The sequence below is a fragment of the Paraglaciecola chathamensis S18K6 genome (assembly GCA_000314955.1).
Classification (GTDB): domain Bacteria; phylum Pseudomonadota; class Gammaproteobacteria; order Enterobacterales; family Alteromonadaceae; genus Paraglaciecola; species Paraglaciecola chathamensis.
In genome coordinates this window covers 95,292-112,966 of record BAEM01000043.1, presented here as the reverse complement: position 1 = coordinate 112,966, position 17,675 = coordinate 95,292, and the positions used below count along the sequence as shown (strand labels likewise).

The following is a 17,675-nucleotide window of genomic DNA, read 5'->3' as shown; positions in this document are numbered from 1 at the left end:
TTTAGAAATGGCTAAGTGACACAGGCGGTGTTAGTGGCCGCTGTACCAATGCACTTCTTTGTCGAATTTACTGACGATGTCTTCTACCCCTAACGTTAAGGCGAATAAGGCCATACGCACCAATACGCCATTGTCGGTTTGGCGGAAAATAGCGAGATTAGGGTTCATATTCAAATCATTGTCTAGCTCGTTAGCCTCAGTGCGTGAATCTCTGGGCAAAGGGTGCATGATCACCGTTTTTGATTGAAAATGTTTAGTGTAAATTTGCTGGTTTAAGCGGAACTTACCCCGATACAAGTTTGCTTCTTCTTGTGAGCCAAAGCGCTCTTCTTGTACACGTGTTTGATAACAGATATCCGCATCAAAGTTACCTTCAATGGTTTCACTGATGGTGTAGCGGTGACCAGCATCTTCTATTGCGCTTAGAATCGAATCTGGCATGGCCAGTTCTTTTGGAGAAATCAAAGTGAAACGAATATTCTTAAACAAGCAAAGTAACTTGCTAAGAGAATGAACCGTTCTTCCGTATTTCAAATCTCCCATCATAGCGATATGTAGACCATCAATGTTTCCTCCATGATAAAGCAGCTCTTTTTGAATGGTGTACAAATCAAGTAAGGCTTGAGTGGGGTGTTCGTTGGCTCCGTCACCGCCATTTATCACAGGTACGCGACTACCTTGAGAAAATTCAGCCACTGAGCCTGAGTCAGGGTGGCGCATGGTAATAATATCAGAATAACCGCTGAGAACGCGGGCGGTATCGTACAATGACTCACCTTTAGCTAACGCAGAATTACTCATGCCTGTGGTTTCGCGCACTTCGCCACCAAGCAAATTAAAAGCAGTGCCAAAACTGACTCGGGTACGGGTACTGGGCTCAAAAAATAAGTTACCAAGAATGGCCCCTTCTAGCACAGTGGTACGTTTCTGTCGTTTTGCATAGGGCACCATTTGATTGGCAACATCAAACACGCGCTCTATCGATTCACGATCGAATTGGTTAACAGAAAGAATGTGACTACCTTCGAATTTCATATGCCCTGCGCCTATGTTGAGAAAACCGCGGCGATTTTATCAAACTTATGACGAATAAAGCGAAATCTATTGTAATGATTCGTCAATTTGTCATTAACTCATGATAAATTCGTTTTTCAGCATAAGTAACCTTAGACGTAAACAGGGAAGGCTATGACAACACAGGATAATGAACCAACGCGTATCGTTATTTTTGGTAACTCAGGTTCAGGCAAGTCAACCTTGGCTAAGCACTTAGCCAACGGGTTGAAAATAGCGCATCTTGACTTAGACACACTTGCTTGGTTGCCCACAGATGTTCCAGAGCGGGCGCCTGTTGCTGATTCCATGCTGAGTATTAATGCATTTACCCGAACGCAAAAGAACTGGGTTATTGAAGGCTGTTACAGTGATTTGCTGAGCGAACTGGTTGAGCAAGCAACTGAGCTCATTTATATGGATTTACCCTTAGAAGCCTGTGTTAATAATGCGCGAAGTCGGCCGTGGGAATCACATAAGTACGCGTCAAAAGAAGCGCAAGATGCGAACTTGCCCATGCTTATTGATTGGATACGGCAATACGCAGAGCGTAGCGATACGTTTTCACAGGCTGCGCACAATACTTTGTTCGAGGCTTACAAGGGTAAAAAGCAGCGTATTGTTGAGAATGTGAACTATTAGGTTAGCGAAATAATTTACGCAAAATCACATATGTATTTTCGTATGTTTTCTTCGAATATTTAATTGTGTTTTGTTAGTTGCTCCTGTAACACCCTTGCCAGGTATTCCCCCCAAAGTTGATAAGCTAACGCGCCCGGATGAAAGCCATCTGTGGCGATAAAACGTTGATCTATTGGAAAAGGCGCACTGATAAAGTGGCAGTGTGGTTGAGAATGACAGACGTCTTGCGCTAAGGCATTAAAATGCTTTGCTCTTGTGCCCAACCACCAACGTAACGGCTGAGGTAAGGCCGGAAATAAGTGCATAGGTGGCAGGCTTGAAAACAGCACCCGTTTCGCGCCTAATTTCTCCTGAAGGGCAGCGGCGATTAATCCAAGATTGTGTGTCCACTTCGCAGAAGATGTCAGCCCTGTTACGTCATTCACACCGATAGAGATAACAACCGTTTCATAGTGTTGATGGGTGTCTAGCTGTTGAATCTTTTCAAGTAATTGGGTTGATGTATCTCCGGTTTTTGCCATGAGCTCCCACGCAACCTGATAGTGGGACCCCAAGGCATTTAACATACTACCGGCCAGTGCGTATTGCTGCAGTTCAACCCCAACGCCCGCAGCCGAAGAGTCACCCATTATTAACAAAGACGTGGGGGAACCATTGCCGTAAATCCCTTTTCTTAAACCCTCTGGCTCAGGTAGCTTGGGTGTCACGCGCCTGACGTATTTGCCTTGGGCAAAGAACAACACAGCCAGTAGCACGGTGGCAAGGTGGTAGAACATGTTACATCCATGTGAGAAAAAAGTGTGCCTAATCCTATAAAGCATAGTGCTGCGGGGCAAGCGCTTTAGCGAAGAATGTTAATTTTTAGCTACGGGATGTTGCATTTTAGTGAGGGGAGTGATTGAAAGTGAGAAGACTCAAATAAGGCCAGAGTTTTTACATTCTGGCCTAGATTATTACCAGAGCATGATACCACCTTCACCAGACGCCCCTGCACTATATAACCGTAAGCGTAAATAGTATCGGCGGCCGTTGATCAGTCGTAACGATATTTTAGCGTTGTAATCAGTGCCACTATCATCATCTCCAGCTAAATAGATAGGCTCTGCGTTATCATCTTCAAACAGCACTATAACAGTATCTAAACTACCAAATGTTTGTATATTGTAGGTGCGGCTGATGTCAGGCTCAATAATAAAATCTAGCTGTTCACTTGGCATAATATCCAGCTTATGCGATAGAAACGGCGTCAATTGGGGCCATTGAGAGGCACTATTATTTGGGTAGAATTTAAGTGCCTCTTGTATATCCATGTCTGACAGACCGGGAGCTGGAATGAGCGGTGCATTTTGAAATTCAGTAGGGGAGAGAATTAAACCTGCGTCAAATTGATAATGCATGATGGAATCTTTGTCCCAAGGGGAACCTGTTGCATCTTGCGGGGAGATCTTACGAATAATATTATGGTAGGTTGTCGCTTGATCCCAATAATTAGGATAGGCCGCGAAGTTTGCATAAACGGCATCTTCATCCCAAACAATTCCTGCTTTGTGGTTCTGATGTTCATGAGGGAACCCCAAAGCATGGCCAATTTCGTGTAGTGCCGTGTCACGTCCGTATGGCGTGGTGAGGTCCCAGCCAAAATTCATAGTTTGTTCTTGTGGGTTTGGGACCAAGTCAATGCAATCCCTGCCCACATAAGACCAGGAACTCCCAGGAGTAAAGCCTATTCTAAACTCAGCCTCTGAAGCTCGAGCGACTTCTATGAAATCTAATCCTATCCCTAATGCTTTCCATTCTTTGAATGCATCCCTGACTGCTTGTAATTGATTCTCTGCTCCTTTTAGCTGTGGTTGATCTTGCATAAAGTAGAAATGTAGAGAGGTGTGATTGACCCATTTTTTTTCGATGTAACGAACCAATGATTCACGGTTTCTGTCAATATTAGCTGCAAGTTTACGCGGTTCTACTAGGGGGAGAGAGCAAATGCTCGGGGTAACGTGCTCACATGTTTTCATGTTCAAATCCTTCTGGGGGAGACAACCTAAATAGCGAACAAGCAAGATCACGCTGGGCAAAGCGTAATTTCGACTGTAAAAGGTACTGTCTCTTCGTAAATTGAGGCGGGTATATCGAAACTTCGCAAGCGCCGATGAGTACATGCTTGTCTTGCAAGTGTGTACAATAATACCCTAGAACATCGATGGTAATCCTTCCAACACTGTGTGCTATTTTGAGACGACTTTAATGTTTATGGCGTTGTTTGGCAGGTCATCGGCTTGGGATTTAGCCTGCTTTTATGCCGCTACGCTCGTTGATCTTTTGGCGAGTCCATCACGACGTGTGTAGTGATAGTGCTGACTTGCGGAAGTGTTCCGAGTATGTCGGTGTGAAAGGTTTTGTAGGTTTTTAAATTACGCGTTTCAACTCGTAAAATATATTCAAACGACCCCGTCACGTTATGGCACTCTTTGACTTCGTTAGCATCGGCGATAGCTTGTTCGAACGCGTCTTGCGAGGCCTTAGTGTGTTGACCTAGGCCAACAGTGACGTAAGCAATAAAACCGTTGCCAAGTAATTCACTGTCAAGTATTGCCCGGTAACCTTTAATAACCCCGCTATTCTCCAGCTCTTGTACTCTGCGTAAACATGCTGAGGCTGATAAGCCAATTTTTTCCGCGAGTTCGGTATTCGAGATCCGCCCGTGAATACTAAGCTCATGCAATATTCGTTCGGTAACTAGGTCTTTTTTATTCATTTGTTGTGCACTTCGTTTATTTTGCGCTGATTATAGCGCAGTAATTTCACTAATAGCTCTTTATAATTGCATGTATGATTTTTTAGTCAAACCTTGGCTTAAAGGAACTTAAAACCTTATGACATTTGAAATACTCACCGCCCTGATGCTTTTTGCGCTCGTTTCGTCGATTACCCCAGGGCCGAATAACCTTATGTTGATGGCATCAGGGGCAAACTTCGGTATCAAGCGCTCCTTGCCGCACATGTTTGGCGTGTCTCTTGGGTTTACGTTAATGGTGGTGTTAGTCGGGCTTGGTATTATGCAGCTATTTGATGCTTTTCCCATTTCCTACCAAATTTTAAAAGTGCTCAGCGTCGCCTATCTACTTTATTTGGCGTACAAAATAGCGACGTCTGCGAAAGCCACAAAGGGCGTGAAGGGCGATGCTAAGCCAATGACCTTTATTCAAGCCGTGATGTTTCAATGGGTCAACCCGAAAGCATGGACAATGGCGCTAACAGCAATCAGTGTATATGCACCGACCAAGAGCGTGATAGCTGTGGTAATGGTGGCATGTGTGTTTGGTGCGGTGAACTTTCCCTGTATCAGTGGTTGGACAATTTTAGGGCAAAAAATACAGGTCTTTTTAACTCAAGAAAAGCGACTTAAAATCTTTAATTTCACTATGGCCGGGCTTTTGGTGTTGTCTTTATATCCTGTATTTTTATGATATTGGCCGGTCCTTTGTTAACGGCGCACTTTGTGAACGGCCTAGTTTTTAACCCCAAACCTTGCTAACTCAGTGTTTTGTTTACAATAACTGGCCAAACTAAATAACGGGGTTAGTCGCGGGTGAGCACTTCGAGTAGTTCGATCTCGAAAGTTAAATCAGAGTGTGGCGGGATCATGTTACCAATTTGGCGTTCTCCGTAGGCAAGTGATGCTGGTACCCACAATTTACGCTTTCCACCTTCCTTCATGCCTGCTAGTCCTAGTATCCAACCTTGGATCACTCGTTTGTTGCTAAGCACTACCTGAAAAGGTGCATTATTCTTATGGGATGAATCGAATTCAGTCCCATCTTCTAAATAACCGCGATAATGCACGGTTATAAGTGCGCCGCGTTCAATTGCTTTACCACTACCTTCTACTAAATCTTCAATTTTTACGTCTTGTTGCACGCCAATTACTCGCTCTATTTGAATGGTGATTAAATATTAACAGAGTTTATCTCCAAGGGAGCTGGCAATAATAGAAGGAACACCAAGGGAAAAAAGAGATGGCTAGAGAACGTGTAGTGTTTCTCTAGCCAAGAACAGTGGTGCATTTAATCGACGAGTTATTTCAAGTTCAACTCATGATACTGGCTAGAACTAAGGGTTTTGCGCATACTTTCTCTGTCACCAAATTCTTTATCTGCTTGGCGTTCGTTAGTGGATAACATTTCGTCAATTTTCTTTTGAAATGCTTCGTACTCAGCAGTTTTAATATAGTCTTTGTACTCAACCACTAAAATCAAGTCGGGCTCGCCTTCACGGGCATGATTGGTTGCCAATACGTGATAATCCACCACATGACCTTCTTTTTTGGCGAACTCATACACATCCTTCCAACTACCTGCTAAGTGGTCCATGTAGTTTTCAAATTGACCGGGTAGTACCCGAATACCATGTGCTTCCCAAACTGTTCCATAGGTGTAACTAGACTCTTGGGCAAGCGCAATTGTAGATATTGATAATGCTAAGGTGCCAATTAATAATGCCTTTTTTATACTTTTCATGTCGTTTACTCTCCTTGTTATCACCTCACCCTGAGGTGACTTAGTTTTAAGCCTTAACCCTATATTTAGAGGAAAAAGCGAAAATAGATGAACGCAATGGCTGTTAGCTTGATAAAAGTAAAAACGAAAAAATGAAGCCTGAAAAGGATGTGCCTTGAAGCGTGTTGTCGATAAGGCATGCGTTTAAGAAAAGACTACGCCAGTTTTTATTTTCTGGGTTACAAATAAGTCAATTTTGAGGTTTTTTTGAGTTTATTTTGAGGTTACGCAGCGCCGATAGCTCCTACCTGAAGCGATGTTACAGGCAGGAAGCGAGTATCGTTTGGTTGTACACTACGGCGTAATCGTGGGCTAGAGAGCGCAGGCTTGTTTGCTCTCCCACGCGTAAAGTATCGCCAGTACCTTTTAAAGTGCGGTATCCGCAATGTTGCTCTAAGTACTCAATAGGGTGTTCAGCCAAGTTAACCCCAGGAACAGAAATAACCCGCCCAGCGAAGGCCAAAAAACGTAAATCATTGGCCTTGATGGCTTGCTGTGCATCGCTATGCGGGTCTGCGTTCTGAACCCAACTTAATGGATGTTGATGGTTAGCCACTTTGGTCTTTTGTGGCGTTTTTATCGACTTGGATAACTCACCCTGATGATGAGCGGTATTACTTTCTGCCGATTTTTGCGGGGCTACATTGCCTTGTTCGCCTGTCCCAGAAAAAGAGGAACAGGCCGGCAAGTTTAAAAGCCCGATTAACAAAATAGGCGCGAATATGCTGCTAGGTGTAGTCTGCATTACCATTAAGACAGCGGCAAACTACGGCGGCGCGTAAGCGCGGTTAAACTCAGCAACCCTAGCCAAAAATAACCAAGCGAACCACCGCCACCTGAGCTATTGCCACTCGTCGGCGTGTTGTTGGTAGGCGTTGCGGTAACGGTTATGGTTAAGGTCCCGGTATCGGTTGTGCTACCGTCACTCACGGTATACGACAGGCTATCGTTACCAGAAAATCCCGCGGCAGGTTGATAACTAATTTGCTCACCACTGATACTCACAGTCCCTGAGCCTGAATAACTAATATCGCTGATGCTTAACGTATCTCCGTCAATATCCGTGTCATTACTTAACACATTTATGAGTGTAGCCGTACTATCTTGCGCAACCGTTTGGGTGTCATTTGTCGCTTGCGGGGCATCATTCACCGGATTAACGGTCACCACTAAAGGAAAAGCGTTTGAGTCATCAATACCATCATTAACCGTTACAGTGACCGACAGCTCGCCATTGAAGTTGGCGTCTGGTACCACTGTGCTGGTGTTTTCGAGAGTATAATTGTTGCCTGCTTGTAATGCCAAAGTGAAGTTATCAGGATAGGTAGAATCTGGGTCCGTTACTTGTAAGTCGTCTAGGGTGATGGCAATACTGCCTTCTTCGTTAACGCTTAGTACGGCTTGGCTATCGATCACTGGAGCCACATTTGAACTGCCTTGGGTGATTCTAAAGCTGGCCGGGTTGACCGCATAAAACACATTATCCGCACAGCTCACCATGACTCTAGCATCTGTTGTAATCGTATTAGGTGAAAAGACGGTTTGCTCTCCATCATTCGGCGTCTCGCTAATGAGCACGCTGTCAAAGGTGTTATCGCCGTCTAAATCGGCCTTAATATCCACCGATTGGCAATTAATAGGCGCGTTTTGAGTACTGGCGGTATTCCAAGAGATGGTTTGTGCAGTATTGCCTTGCCACACAGTCGTACCTGTCGGTTGAGTGACGGCGAACGCTGAACCAGTGTTTGTGACGTCTAAGGTTACATCTGCCGTGTCAACACCACCTCGGCTGTCTTTTGCTGCTATGCGAAAGGTTAGTTCTCGATCGGTGGTAGGGTAGGCTTCACCAAAACTTACTGTATCGTTTAGCACATCCTCTAATGCGGGGAAGTAACGGTAGCTTTCAGCCACTGCAGCATAGGAGCGAAATAAAGGATTAGCGCCATTGTCACTGCGCATTTCACTGGCGTCCGCGGTGCCACCTGTTACGCCACCGGCATCTATTTGTTCCCAAGTGTAGCTTAAAGTCTCATCATCGCTTGCTTGTGCATCAAGTAAGAAAGGCGTATTGGCTGGAATATTGTAACTAGTCGCGCTTACGCTTACCTCTGGTGCGGCATTGCTCAAGTTAGTTGTAGTGCCGCATAGGCGGCCGCGTCCTGTGTCTACAAAGTCGCGAATTTGTTCTACTGAGCCTGCATGAAAGTAAGGGTCGCTATTAAATTGCAAATTCTGCGACCCACATATCCCTGCGTAAGACATAATGGTAGAGCCACTGCCTGGTTCAAACGCGCTTGAACTGCTGCGCTGCTCTTCATTACAATCATCAAAATCTTGTGCATTAAAAGAGTGGGTAGCATCGAGTTGGTGCCCCAGCTCGTGGATCACTAAATCAATATAAAAGCGTTCGCCTTGAGGGCTGGTATTACCGGTATACCCCCTAGCTTTGTGGGTATTAAGGCATACCACTCCGACAAAGGCGAGGCCACCAGGGTTGGTGGCTAATAAGTGTCCTATATCATAATTTTCAGAGCCGATAGCATCATCGACAACTTGCTGATTCGTATCTATGTCTTCGTTTGCGTCGCTATTGGTATATGGGTCGGTCGCGGCGTCAGTATAAATAATGTCTTCGTTATCGATTAGCTCAAACTGTATGGCAGTACCCACCAGTAAAATCTGATTTACACGGTTCACTAGCGTAATCATTTCGGCCACCGCATCAGCTTTTGACCCTCCCACAGCTTGGGTATATTCGCCCGTTGCACTCAGGGCTAAGCGATATGTGGTCAGCGTATCACCTGTGGTTTTCTGGGCCGTGGCTAGGCTATCGGTACCGTCCTCTTCATGGAGTGAAAGCGTATCGATTGAATCGTCCATGCCTTGGGGGATTAAACTTTCCCCGTCAGAGTCATGGTAGTAATAACTAACATATTGTTCGTCATTTCCTTCATAAAGAGGGCTCAGTAGCGCCCATTGGCCTTGGTGGCGGAAAATCCCCGAGAGACCTTTATGGGTCAGGCTGAAGCGACCAATACTTTGTGGGTTGTTAACTTGCACCGCATCGTATGACATAAACTCGGGGTAACGCGCTGCTAACTCGCTAGACATTATCGAAGAAGGGGTCAACCTAAAGTCGGCTAAGGTGCCATCTGGTAGAGGAATGGCCACGGTGAGTTCGATATTTTTATCGCTAAACTGCTGCTGTAATGATGCGCCGTCCAAAGACTGAAAGTTGCCTTTTGATACTGCTACTTTAGCGTTGGTTTCAGTCGTGTTCGCTTTAGCTTGCGCTGAAGGGACCCACAAAGAGCTGGCAGATACGCTACTAACAAAGAGTGCACTGATTGCAGAGACGGATATGAATAAAATACGTTGGGAAAATTTACTAACAATATGTCTATTTACAGCTTGCATATAACAACCTTGAACTAATGACTGCCTACGGGGGTCGTCCCGATTAAGCTAAGCGGTCAGCTTAAAAAAAAGAACAGTCTAATCCTTGCTTGTTCTACTTCATTTGATACCGACGCGACAAAAATGCCAAGCCTGAACAATTGCATGAGCTTTATTCTAGTGATAAATCGTGAAATTTGTATAACAAATATTGTGCTTTATTTGCTGAACGGAATATGAATTGGTAAATCGCGTATTTTACCTAAGCTGTAATCAGGTAGAATATTGGGATTCAAGCCCTGTCAATATTGTGAGCAATTGAAGGTATGCCAGCAAAAAAACGCGAAAAATCAGCTGATAAACTTACCTTGCTCAGCTTGTTGAAAACGGATTGCCCTCGGTGTTTGCGCATGCGCTATATTATTCTTTGGGGCATATTAATGGGCTTGATGTACTTTTGTTTTTGGGTTTAGTCATAGGAATAACATGCAAGATATAATACAAATTCGCGCCTCGGCTAAACGCAATGTGCTAACAACTAGCCTATTTGGTATCGCAGCACTGCTGGTGGCTGCGGGAATTTTTGCTTGGTTGCCGGACGCGTTCTTTTTGGCCGGTGTATTTGTCACAAGTGCGGGAATTGTGGCGTTACTTATTGCTTGGTTTAAATTTCGTGAACCTATTTTTAGTCTTGAGTTATCCCATGAGTCTATATGCTATCAGCATCGTAAAGGGCAGTGGCATGTTAACTGGAGTAACATTCAACGTATCGATGTTCCGCGAGCCCATCGCGACTTAGCGTTAGAAGATTTAAGCTTAGTGGGGATAAAACTAAAAGATTATCGTCCTTTTTTAACCACCACACCTATTAAATTAATGATCCATCTTTTAATGGAACAGCGTTCTTTGCTACTACTCGGAGACAAAGCCGACAGCGCCTCGGGGCTAAGCTTTAGTGCTAATTTAGTCGAAGATGATAAACACAAACTGCCCGATGGCACTGTGCTTATGGGGGCCCAAGCCATGTTGGCGAACCGGATGACAAAATTGCGCGAGCGTCTAGGTTACGATTTGTACATTAATGTGTCTGAGCTTGACCGCAGTGAACAAGAATTTGTGCAATTATTGCGGGAATGTCAGGAATTTGTCCTAAGCCAACAAAAATAAAACACACTTGGTATTTTTTGTTTATTGGCTACTAACTGGTTAGTCGAGCATGGTGAGTTTAATCTCATTTGCTTGGTGACGTAAGGCTTGTATGTCCTTGATGAGTTTATCTAACAAGGTGGGAACGTGGTTATATTGCTGACGCTTTAACTGGCCTTCTAACTCAGAGCAACTGGCATGCAACGCAACTGCACCTGTATAGCAGCATATACCGTGTAACGCATGCACTAAAGGTTGCAATTCGTCGTGGTTTGGCTGTTGTTGCAGGTGAGACAATTTGCTTTCGAACTCCGGTAGTTGCTCGATGAACTGGGCAAATAAATCACGAGCAGCATCAGCGTTTTGATTTGCGCGTTTTAAGGCTAATGGCCAATTAAATATCTCTGCTTGTGGTTCATCATCCTCACCTTGGTGACACCATCGATTGATTAGGTCTACCAGATCGGATAAATCCAATGGTTTGGGAAGATAGTCATCCATACCGCTATTGAGCAAACGCTGCTGTTCTTCTTTAAATGCATGCGCTGTCACTGCAATGATAGGGGTGCCGAAGTTGAGTTTGGTTTTACGGATTAGCTGAGTCGCTTGCAGGCCATCCATGTTTGGCATTTGCACATCCATTAAAATCAAATCGTATTCATTTTCGTGGCATAGCGCCACAGCGTCTTGGCCGCTAAACGCCAGCTTAAGCGTAAGGCGGGAAGATTTAAGCCATGTGCTTAATAAGCGCAGGTTCATTTCCATATCGTCTACTGCAAGCACAGTCACTGGGGGCAGGCTTTCCAGTCTTTGTTGCAGCTCATTAACCGGCGCTTGCGCTGGCTTGTGCATTACTTCTTTCAGCTTTCCAGGTGTTAGTGGTAAGCGTAGCTGGGGAGAAAACTGCTCAGTAAATTTGGAAAAACGACAGCAAGAATCTTCTCCAGAGCACAGTAAGAGCTTGCGCTTCGCTTCGATGTGTTCAGCACAGGCAAAGGCTTTCTCATTGGCAACGGGATGTTGTGGGTGGATACAATAAATCAAATAGTCAAAAGGTTGCGTACATGTCTGCAAAAACGCAATTGAATCAGCACTGGTTACCTTTGCTCCTAAAGAACGCAAAAGCTTACTGGCAGTGAAGCGCGCGTTGGGATAGGGCTCGTAAAGCAGAACGCTTTGATCCTGCCACTCACTGTTGCCTGAGATGCTGGGCTTGGTGTTAAGAATATTCATGCGTACGGTCACGTTAAATACACTGCCTTGGCCAGGTGAGCTTTGCAGAGAGAGTTGACCATGCATCAATTTCACCAACTCTTTGCAGATGACCAAGCCTAAGCCAGTACCTTGATATGAGCGATTAAGCGCGTCGTCTACCTGTGAAAAGGCGGTAAACAGCTTACGCTTGTCTTCACGACTGATACCAATACCCGTGTCTTCTATCTTAATGTTTAGCTCGAAAATACCGTGCTCTAATAATTTCCCTGATGCGGATAAACCAATATGACCTGTGTCGGTAAACTTGAGTGCGTTACCCAACAAGTTATTCAAAATCTGCCGTATTCGGTAACTGTCACCAATTAACTTAAGTGGCAGTGGCTCAATGTCGTACACAAATTCAAGGCCTTTTAAATGGGCAGATTTAGCCATGACACCGATCATTTCTTCAAGTAACTCATTAATCGAAAACGGGTGGCTGTTAATTTGTAATTTGCCAGCTTCAATTTTAGACACATCGAGTACATCGTTGACTATGGTCATTAAGTTGTCAGCGGCAGCATTGATAATATTAATCTGGTCGCGTTTATCGGCGGAAAAATCAGCTTGTTGTAGCTCTTTACTGAACCCTAAAATAGCGTTTAATGGTGTTCTAATCTCATGACTCATGTTGGCTAAAAACTGTGATTTAACATTACTTGCCGCCACCGCTTCTTTCCGAGCGATGTCTAGGCGCACATTTTGTTCTTCAACCAATTCAATGTTATTACGCAAATCATTCGTGGCCTGTTGTACTTCGAGCTGCAATTGATGGCGGCTCTTATCCATTAAGGCGAGCGAAAATAACGCCGACTCTAAGAACACGCCAAACTGGAAGCAATAGGTCGTAATAAAGTTTGAAGGCAACATATCCACCAAGCTAAACATGCCGATTAGCGCGCAGGTGGCTAAAATGCTCCAAGCGAATATAAAGTAGCGGGCCGCGTAAAACTGATTCGAATAACTCTCAAAGCCAGCGTAGGCGTAGCAACTAATGGCCAGCATACTGACCACATACACAGCAGCATTTTGCCAAATGGGTGGGAATAAATTAATCATAGAGCACAGCCCCATGACCGCTAAAAGGCCAATACTGACTTTTATAAAAGGTAAGGTTTTTGGTGCCGTATGCTTGGCTTCTAAAAATACAAGTGTGAAGACCCCAGAACCGATGCCAATCAACACGAATATAATGTCAGTATGCATATCAAACCAATGAGATAGCCCCTGGGGAAGGATCATATTAGCGTGACCACCCCAAACAAATTGCCAAACGAGTACAGTGCAAATATACCCTACATAGGCTAATAAACTGACCTCACGTAGTGCGAAATACACCACTAAATTGTAGATAGCCAGTATGATCAACCCTCCATAAAACAACCCCCACAAAAGACTGTCGTAGAAGTTCTGCATTTCATGTGAGCTGCTTGACATGATACTAATGGGCGCCACTAAACTGCTGTGCTGACTTTGCAGACGAACAAACAATTCAACCGTCTGCGCGTAGGGTAACTCTGCTTTCATAACGGGTAAGCGATAGTGGGATTGCATTCCCAGTTTGCCTTGAAAGCTTGATGCGATAATTTGCCCGTCTTGCAGCAAATACATATCAACATTATCGAGTTGAGAAAATGCGACACTGACTACCCATTTATCTGTGGTAGTGACGTTGCTAAGGGTGGTGTAAAGCCATACCCCGTGCTCTGAAAACCCATAATTAGGGTTGCCGCCAGAATGCCAGACAAACTGAGACAATTGATCTCGCACCTGAGTAACACTTAGTTCCACACCGGACTCATGCATAATACTGATAGAGGAAGACAGACTGACTTCCTGATTTTTCGATATCAGCTGTACTAGACTTTCGGTTTGTTGGGCACTTGCTGAAAAGGGCATGACCAAGGCCATCAAGCAAATCAGCAAGGACTGCCAAATTCGAAACGGGAGTTTTGCAAGGTAGTGCCTCAAGGTGTTTTCCACAGCGCTAGATCTTCCTATTATAAAAACGGTAACTATTTTTCTTATTGGCGACAATCTTTGTAGTTAAGGCAGAACTCTTTATAATCGTTATGATCTTACCCTATCAGGAAATAATCTATGATACTTCGCCGATTGATTCTACTTTCTTTTGTCAGCTTTACTGGGTTAGCTGAGTCTTTACCGTTAGAAAAACTCACTTTACCTAAGGGATACAACATTGAAGTGTACGCCTCGGATGTAAAAAACGCCCGACAAATGGCATTGAGTGAAAACGGCATATTGTTTGTTGGCAGTCGTGGCGGTGGTGTCTTAACCGCTGTTGTGGACCAAGACCAAGACGGCAAGGTGGATGAGGTATTGCAAATTGCTAAAGATTTGACCATGCCATCAGGCATCACCATAAAAGACGGCGACTTATATGTAGCGGAGGTTAGCCGTATCTTAAAGTACGCTGATATTGAGAAGAACTTCCGTGAATTACCTGCTCCTGAAGTGGTTATCGACGGCCTACCAGATAAAAAACACCACGGCTGGAAATACATCGACTTTGGCCCAGATGATTGGTTGTACCTTCCTGTAGGCGCGCCCTGTAACATCTGTGAAACCAACAACGGCGAAAGCTTTGATAACCCAGAGTTTGCCTCGATTTTAAAATATAACCTTCAGACCAAAGAGCGTCAGTGGGTAGCAAAGGGCGTGCGCAATAGCGTCGGGTTTGATTGGCATCCGCAAACGCAACAAATGTGGTTCAGTGATAACGGCCGCGATATGATGGGTGACGATATTCCACCTTGTGAAATAAACAGAGTAGACGAAGTAGGTGCTCACTATGGTTATCCGTATTATCACGGAGGAACGATTGCTGATCCTGAGTTTGGCGCGAATAAAAAAGCCGAAGACTATGTGGCGCCCGCGTTGAATCTTGGAGCGCATGTTGCCCCACTGGGTATTCATTTTTATCACGGTGATATGTTTCCAGCAGACGCACAAAACGACCTTTTCGTTGCTGAGCATGGTTCGTGGAATCGTACTAAAAAATCCGGTTATAAAGTGATGCGAGCAGTGTTAAAAGACAATGAGATTGTCGAATACAAACCTTTCATTGAGGGCTGGTTACAAGCAGACGAAACGTCTTGGGGGCGACCCGTCGCCATGCTAACCATGCCCGATGGTAGCTTGTTAGTATCTGATGATTTCGCGAATGTTATTTATAGGGTAACCTACCAGAAGTAATCTACTTTATACGTTTAAAGCGGGGTGAATAATGCGTATTTCACCCCCAACAACAATAATAACAGCGGCCGATATAGCACACTATGAGTCAAGAAATTATTATCAATAAAGATGGCATCGAACAGCTACCGATGCGTCAGTTCACCGAAGAGTCTTACCTTAATTATTCCATGTACGTCATCATGGACCGGGCATTGCCCCATATCGGCGACGGCTTAAAGCCTGTTCAGCGGCGAATTGTCTACGCCATGTCAGAACTGGGTTTGAGTAACAACGCAAAGTATAAAAAGTCTGCGCGTACTGTGGGTGACGTACTGGGTAAGTTTCACCCTCATGGTGATTCTGCCTGTTATGAAGCTATGGTGCTTATGGCTCAGCCGTTTTCTTATCGCTATCCGCTGGTGGATGGTCAAGGAAACTGGGGGGCACCAGATGATCCTAAATCATTTGCTGCTATGCGATACACCGAATCTCGTTTGTCAAAATTCAGTGAAGTGCTATTGACTGAACTTGGTCAGGGAACGGTAGATTGGCAGCCTAATTTTGATGGCACACTTGATGAGCCCAAAATATTACCGGCACGTTTACCGCATATCTTGCTCAATGGTATTACCGGTATCGCCGTTGGTATGGCAACAGATATTCCGCCGCATAACGTGCGAGAAGTGGCCAATGCCTGTGCCCACTTACTGGACAACAGCAAGGCCGAGTTGCATGAGTTATTAGCGTTTGTACAAGGCCCTGATTACCCTACAGATGCAGAAATTATTACGCCGAAAAGCGACATTCGTAAAATGTACGAAACCGGTCGTGGCTCAATAAAAATGCGTGCTGTGTATTATGAAGAAGCAGGCGACATTATTATAACCGCGCTGCCACATCAGGCATCGGGCGGTAAAATATTAGAACAAATCGCTGCGCAAATGCAGGCCAAAAAGCTCCCTATGGTCAGCGATTTACGGGATGAATCAGATCACGAAAATCCCACGCGTTTATTAATTACGCCGCGCTCAAACCGTGTCGACGTTGAACAATTAATGCAGCATTTGTTTGCTACCACAGATCTAGAAAAGAACTATCGCGTTAACATCAACATGATTGGTTTAGATGGTCGCCCGCAAGTTAAAGACCTGCGCATGATCTTGTCTGAATGGTTAGTGTTTAGAAAAGACACAGTCGTTAGGCGCTTACAGTTCCGCTTAGATAAAGTATTGGCGCGCTTACATATTTTAGAAGGCTTAATGATTGCCTTTTTGAATATTGACGAAGTGATTCGGATTATTCGCTACGAAGAGAAGCCCAAACAAGTTTTGATGGATACCTTTTCGCTGTCTGATATTCAAGCCGAAGCTATTCTCGAGTTAAAACTACGCCACTTAGCCAAACTCGAAGAAATGAAAATCAAAGGCGAGCAAGATGCACTCGCCAAAGAGCGTGATGAACTACAATTGATATTAGGCTCTGATCGTCGCCTTAAGACTTTGATCAAGAAAGAAATTTTAGCAGCCGCTGAGCTATACGGTGATGACAGACGCTCACCCATCATTGAACGCTCCGAGTCAAAAGCCTTAACTGAAAAAGAATTGATCCCCTCTGAACCGGTAACGGTTGTGTTGTCTGAAAAGGGCTGGGCACGCTGTGCAAAAGGCCATGATGTTGATGTGGTTGGCTTAAGTTATAAAGCAGGGGATAAATACCTTGCGAGCAGCAAAGGGCGCAGTAATCAGCAAGCGGTGTTTATGGATACATCTGGGCGAGCGTTCTCTTGTGATGCTCACGTTTTACCCTCAGCGCGAAGCCAAGGTGAGCCCATCACCGGGCGCTTCAGTATCGTCAGTGGCGAAACCGTTGAGCACGTTGTAATGGGGCAAGATGAACAACAATACCTAATCGCTTCTGATGCTGGCTACGGTTTTGTTGGCAAGTTTGCCGACATGATCAGCAAGAACCGAGCGGGTAAGGCATATTTGTCTTTGCCTAAGTCGGCTAAAGTCATTTCACCACAGCCGGTGCACGATTTATCTTCAGACTGGTGTTTAGCCATTTCAAATGAAGGGCGAATGCTGATGTTTCCTTTACGTGACTTACCTAGTTTAGGTAAAGGTAAGGGCAATAAAATTATCAGTATTCCGTCTGCCAAATCGCAGGCTCGCGAAGAGTTCGTCAAGGTGTTAGCGGTTGTTCCTCAAGGTGCAAATGTAAAGGTACTGGCAGGAAAACGCGGCATGACGCTCACTGCAGATGACCTGACTCACTATCAAGGTGAAAGAGGACGACGTGGTAATAAACTACCGCGAGGTCTGCAACGAGTTGATGGAATCGAAGTGGAAGCAGGCGCTATGGCCACTGAAGCTGGCAGTGACGGTGAAGACCTACCAAACGAGCCATTGCTCTAATGTTTCCCTACCGGCG

At 44.8% G+C, this 17,675-nt stretch carries 14 protein-coding genes; 5 read left to right on the top strand and 9 right to left on the bottom strand.

The genetic code is table 11. The annotated features are described in order from the left end of the window. Positions 1–30 precede the first annotated feature (30 nt). Positions 31–1,035, bottom strand: a complete 1,005-nt coding sequence (locus tag GCHA_RS16645) for an aspartate carbamoyltransferase (protein WP_007990316.1) — start codon at positions 1,033–1,035, stop codon at positions 31–33. Positions 1,036–1,188: 153 nt separating this feature from the next. Here GCHA_RS16645 and GCHA_RS16640 point away from each other — a divergent pair, with 153 nt between their 5' ends. Next, complete coding sequence (locus GCHA_RS16640) at positions 1,189–1,695, top strand: AAA family ATPase (RefSeq protein WP_007990314.1); 507 nt, start codon at positions 1,189–1,191, stop codon at positions 1,693–1,695. A 59-nt stretch (positions 1,696–1,754) separates the two neighbouring features. Here the strand turns inward: GCHA_RS16640 and GCHA_RS16635 are convergent, their stop codons facing one another. The 3 genes from GCHA_RS16635 to GCHA_RS16625 form a co-directional block, all read right to left on the bottom strand. Further along, positions 1,755–2,471, bottom strand: a complete 717-nt coding sequence (locus GCHA_RS16635; RefSeq protein WP_007990312.1) for an SGNH/GDSL hydrolase family protein — start codon at positions 2,469–2,471, stop codon at positions 1,755–1,757. 177 nt (positions 2,472–2,648) lie between these two features. Continuing rightward, entirely contained in the window at positions 2,649–3,710 is a 1,062-nt protein-coding gene (locus GCHA_RS16630) for a M12 family metallopeptidase (RefSeq protein ID WP_039992671.1), read from the bottom strand. 287 nt (positions 3,711–3,997) lie between these two features. Continuing rightward, complete coding sequence (locus GCHA_RS16625) at positions 3,998–4,450, bottom strand: Lrp/AsnC family transcriptional regulator (protein ID WP_007990308.1); 453 nt, start codon at positions 4,448–4,450, stop codon at positions 3,998–4,000. A 118-nt stretch (positions 4,451–4,568) separates the two neighbouring features. Here GCHA_RS16625 and GCHA_RS16620 point away from each other — a divergent pair, with 118 nt between their 5' ends. Next, entirely contained in the window at positions 4,569–5,162 is a 594-nt protein-coding gene (locus tag GCHA_RS16620) for a LysE family translocator (protein ID WP_007990306.1), read from the top strand. 112 nt (positions 5,163–5,274) lie between these two features. On the opposite strand, the gene GCHA_RS16615 is transcribed toward GCHA_RS16620, so the two are convergent. The 4 genes from GCHA_RS16615 to GCHA_RS16600 form a co-directional block, all read right to left on the bottom strand. Beyond that, positions 5,275–5,613 (bottom strand): FKBP-type peptidyl-prolyl cis-trans isomerase, encoded by a 339-nt coding sequence (locus tag GCHA_RS16615; protein WP_007990304.1) that lies wholly within the window; start codon positions 5,611–5,613, stop codon positions 5,275–5,277. 158 nt (positions 5,614–5,771) lie between these two features. Next, the gene (locus GCHA_RS16610) at positions 5,772–6,212 is read right to left on the bottom strand and encodes a hypothetical protein (protein WP_007990302.1); all 441 of its coding nucleotides are present in this window, start codon (positions 6,210–6,212) and stop codon (positions 5,772–5,774) included. Positions 6,213–6,510: 298 nt separating this feature from the next. Continuing rightward, positions 6,511–7,002 (bottom strand): hypothetical protein, encoded by a 492-nt coding sequence (locus tag GCHA_RS16605; protein WP_007990301.1) that lies wholly within the window; start codon positions 7,000–7,002, stop codon positions 6,511–6,513. Continuing rightward, positions 7,002–9,668, bottom strand: coding sequence for a reprolysin-like metallopeptidase (locus tag GCHA_RS16600; protein ID WP_007990299.1), 2,667 nt, complete (start codon positions 9,666–9,668; stop codon positions 7,002–7,004). Before GCHA_RS16600 ends, GCHA_RS16605 begins: the two co-directional genes overlap by 1 nt. Positions 9,669–10,133: 465 nt before the next feature. Here GCHA_RS16600 and GCHA_RS16595 point away from each other — a divergent pair, with 465 nt between their 5' ends. After that, complete coding sequence (locus tag GCHA_RS16595; RefSeq protein WP_007990295.1) at positions 10,134–10,814, top strand: DUF2982 domain-containing protein; 681 nt, start codon at positions 10,134–10,136, stop codon at positions 10,812–10,814. Between the two features lie 39 nt (positions 10,815–10,853). Here GCHA_RS16595 and GCHA_RS16590 read toward each other — a convergent pair whose 3' ends face one another. Continuing rightward, the gene (locus GCHA_RS16590) at positions 10,854–14,030 is read right to left on the bottom strand and encodes a hybrid sensor histidine kinase/response regulator (protein ID WP_007990293.1); all 3,177 of its coding nucleotides are present in this window, start codon (positions 14,028–14,030) and stop codon (positions 10,854–10,856) included. Positions 14,031–14,147: 117 nt separating this feature from the next. Here GCHA_RS16590 and GCHA_RS16585 point away from each other — a divergent pair, with 117 nt between their 5' ends. After that, positions 14,148–15,263, top strand: a complete 1,116-nt coding sequence (locus GCHA_RS16585) for a PQQ-dependent sugar dehydrogenase (protein ID WP_007990291.1) — start codon at positions 14,148–14,150, stop codon at positions 15,261–15,263. 83 nt (positions 15,264–15,346) lie between these two features. Beyond that, positions 15,347–17,659, top strand: a complete 2,313-nt coding sequence (gene parC / locus GCHA_RS16580; protein ID WP_007990289.1) for a DNA topoisomerase IV subunit A — start codon at positions 15,347–15,349, stop codon at positions 17,657–17,659. The last annotated feature ends 16 nt before the right edge of the window (positions 17,660–17,675 follow it).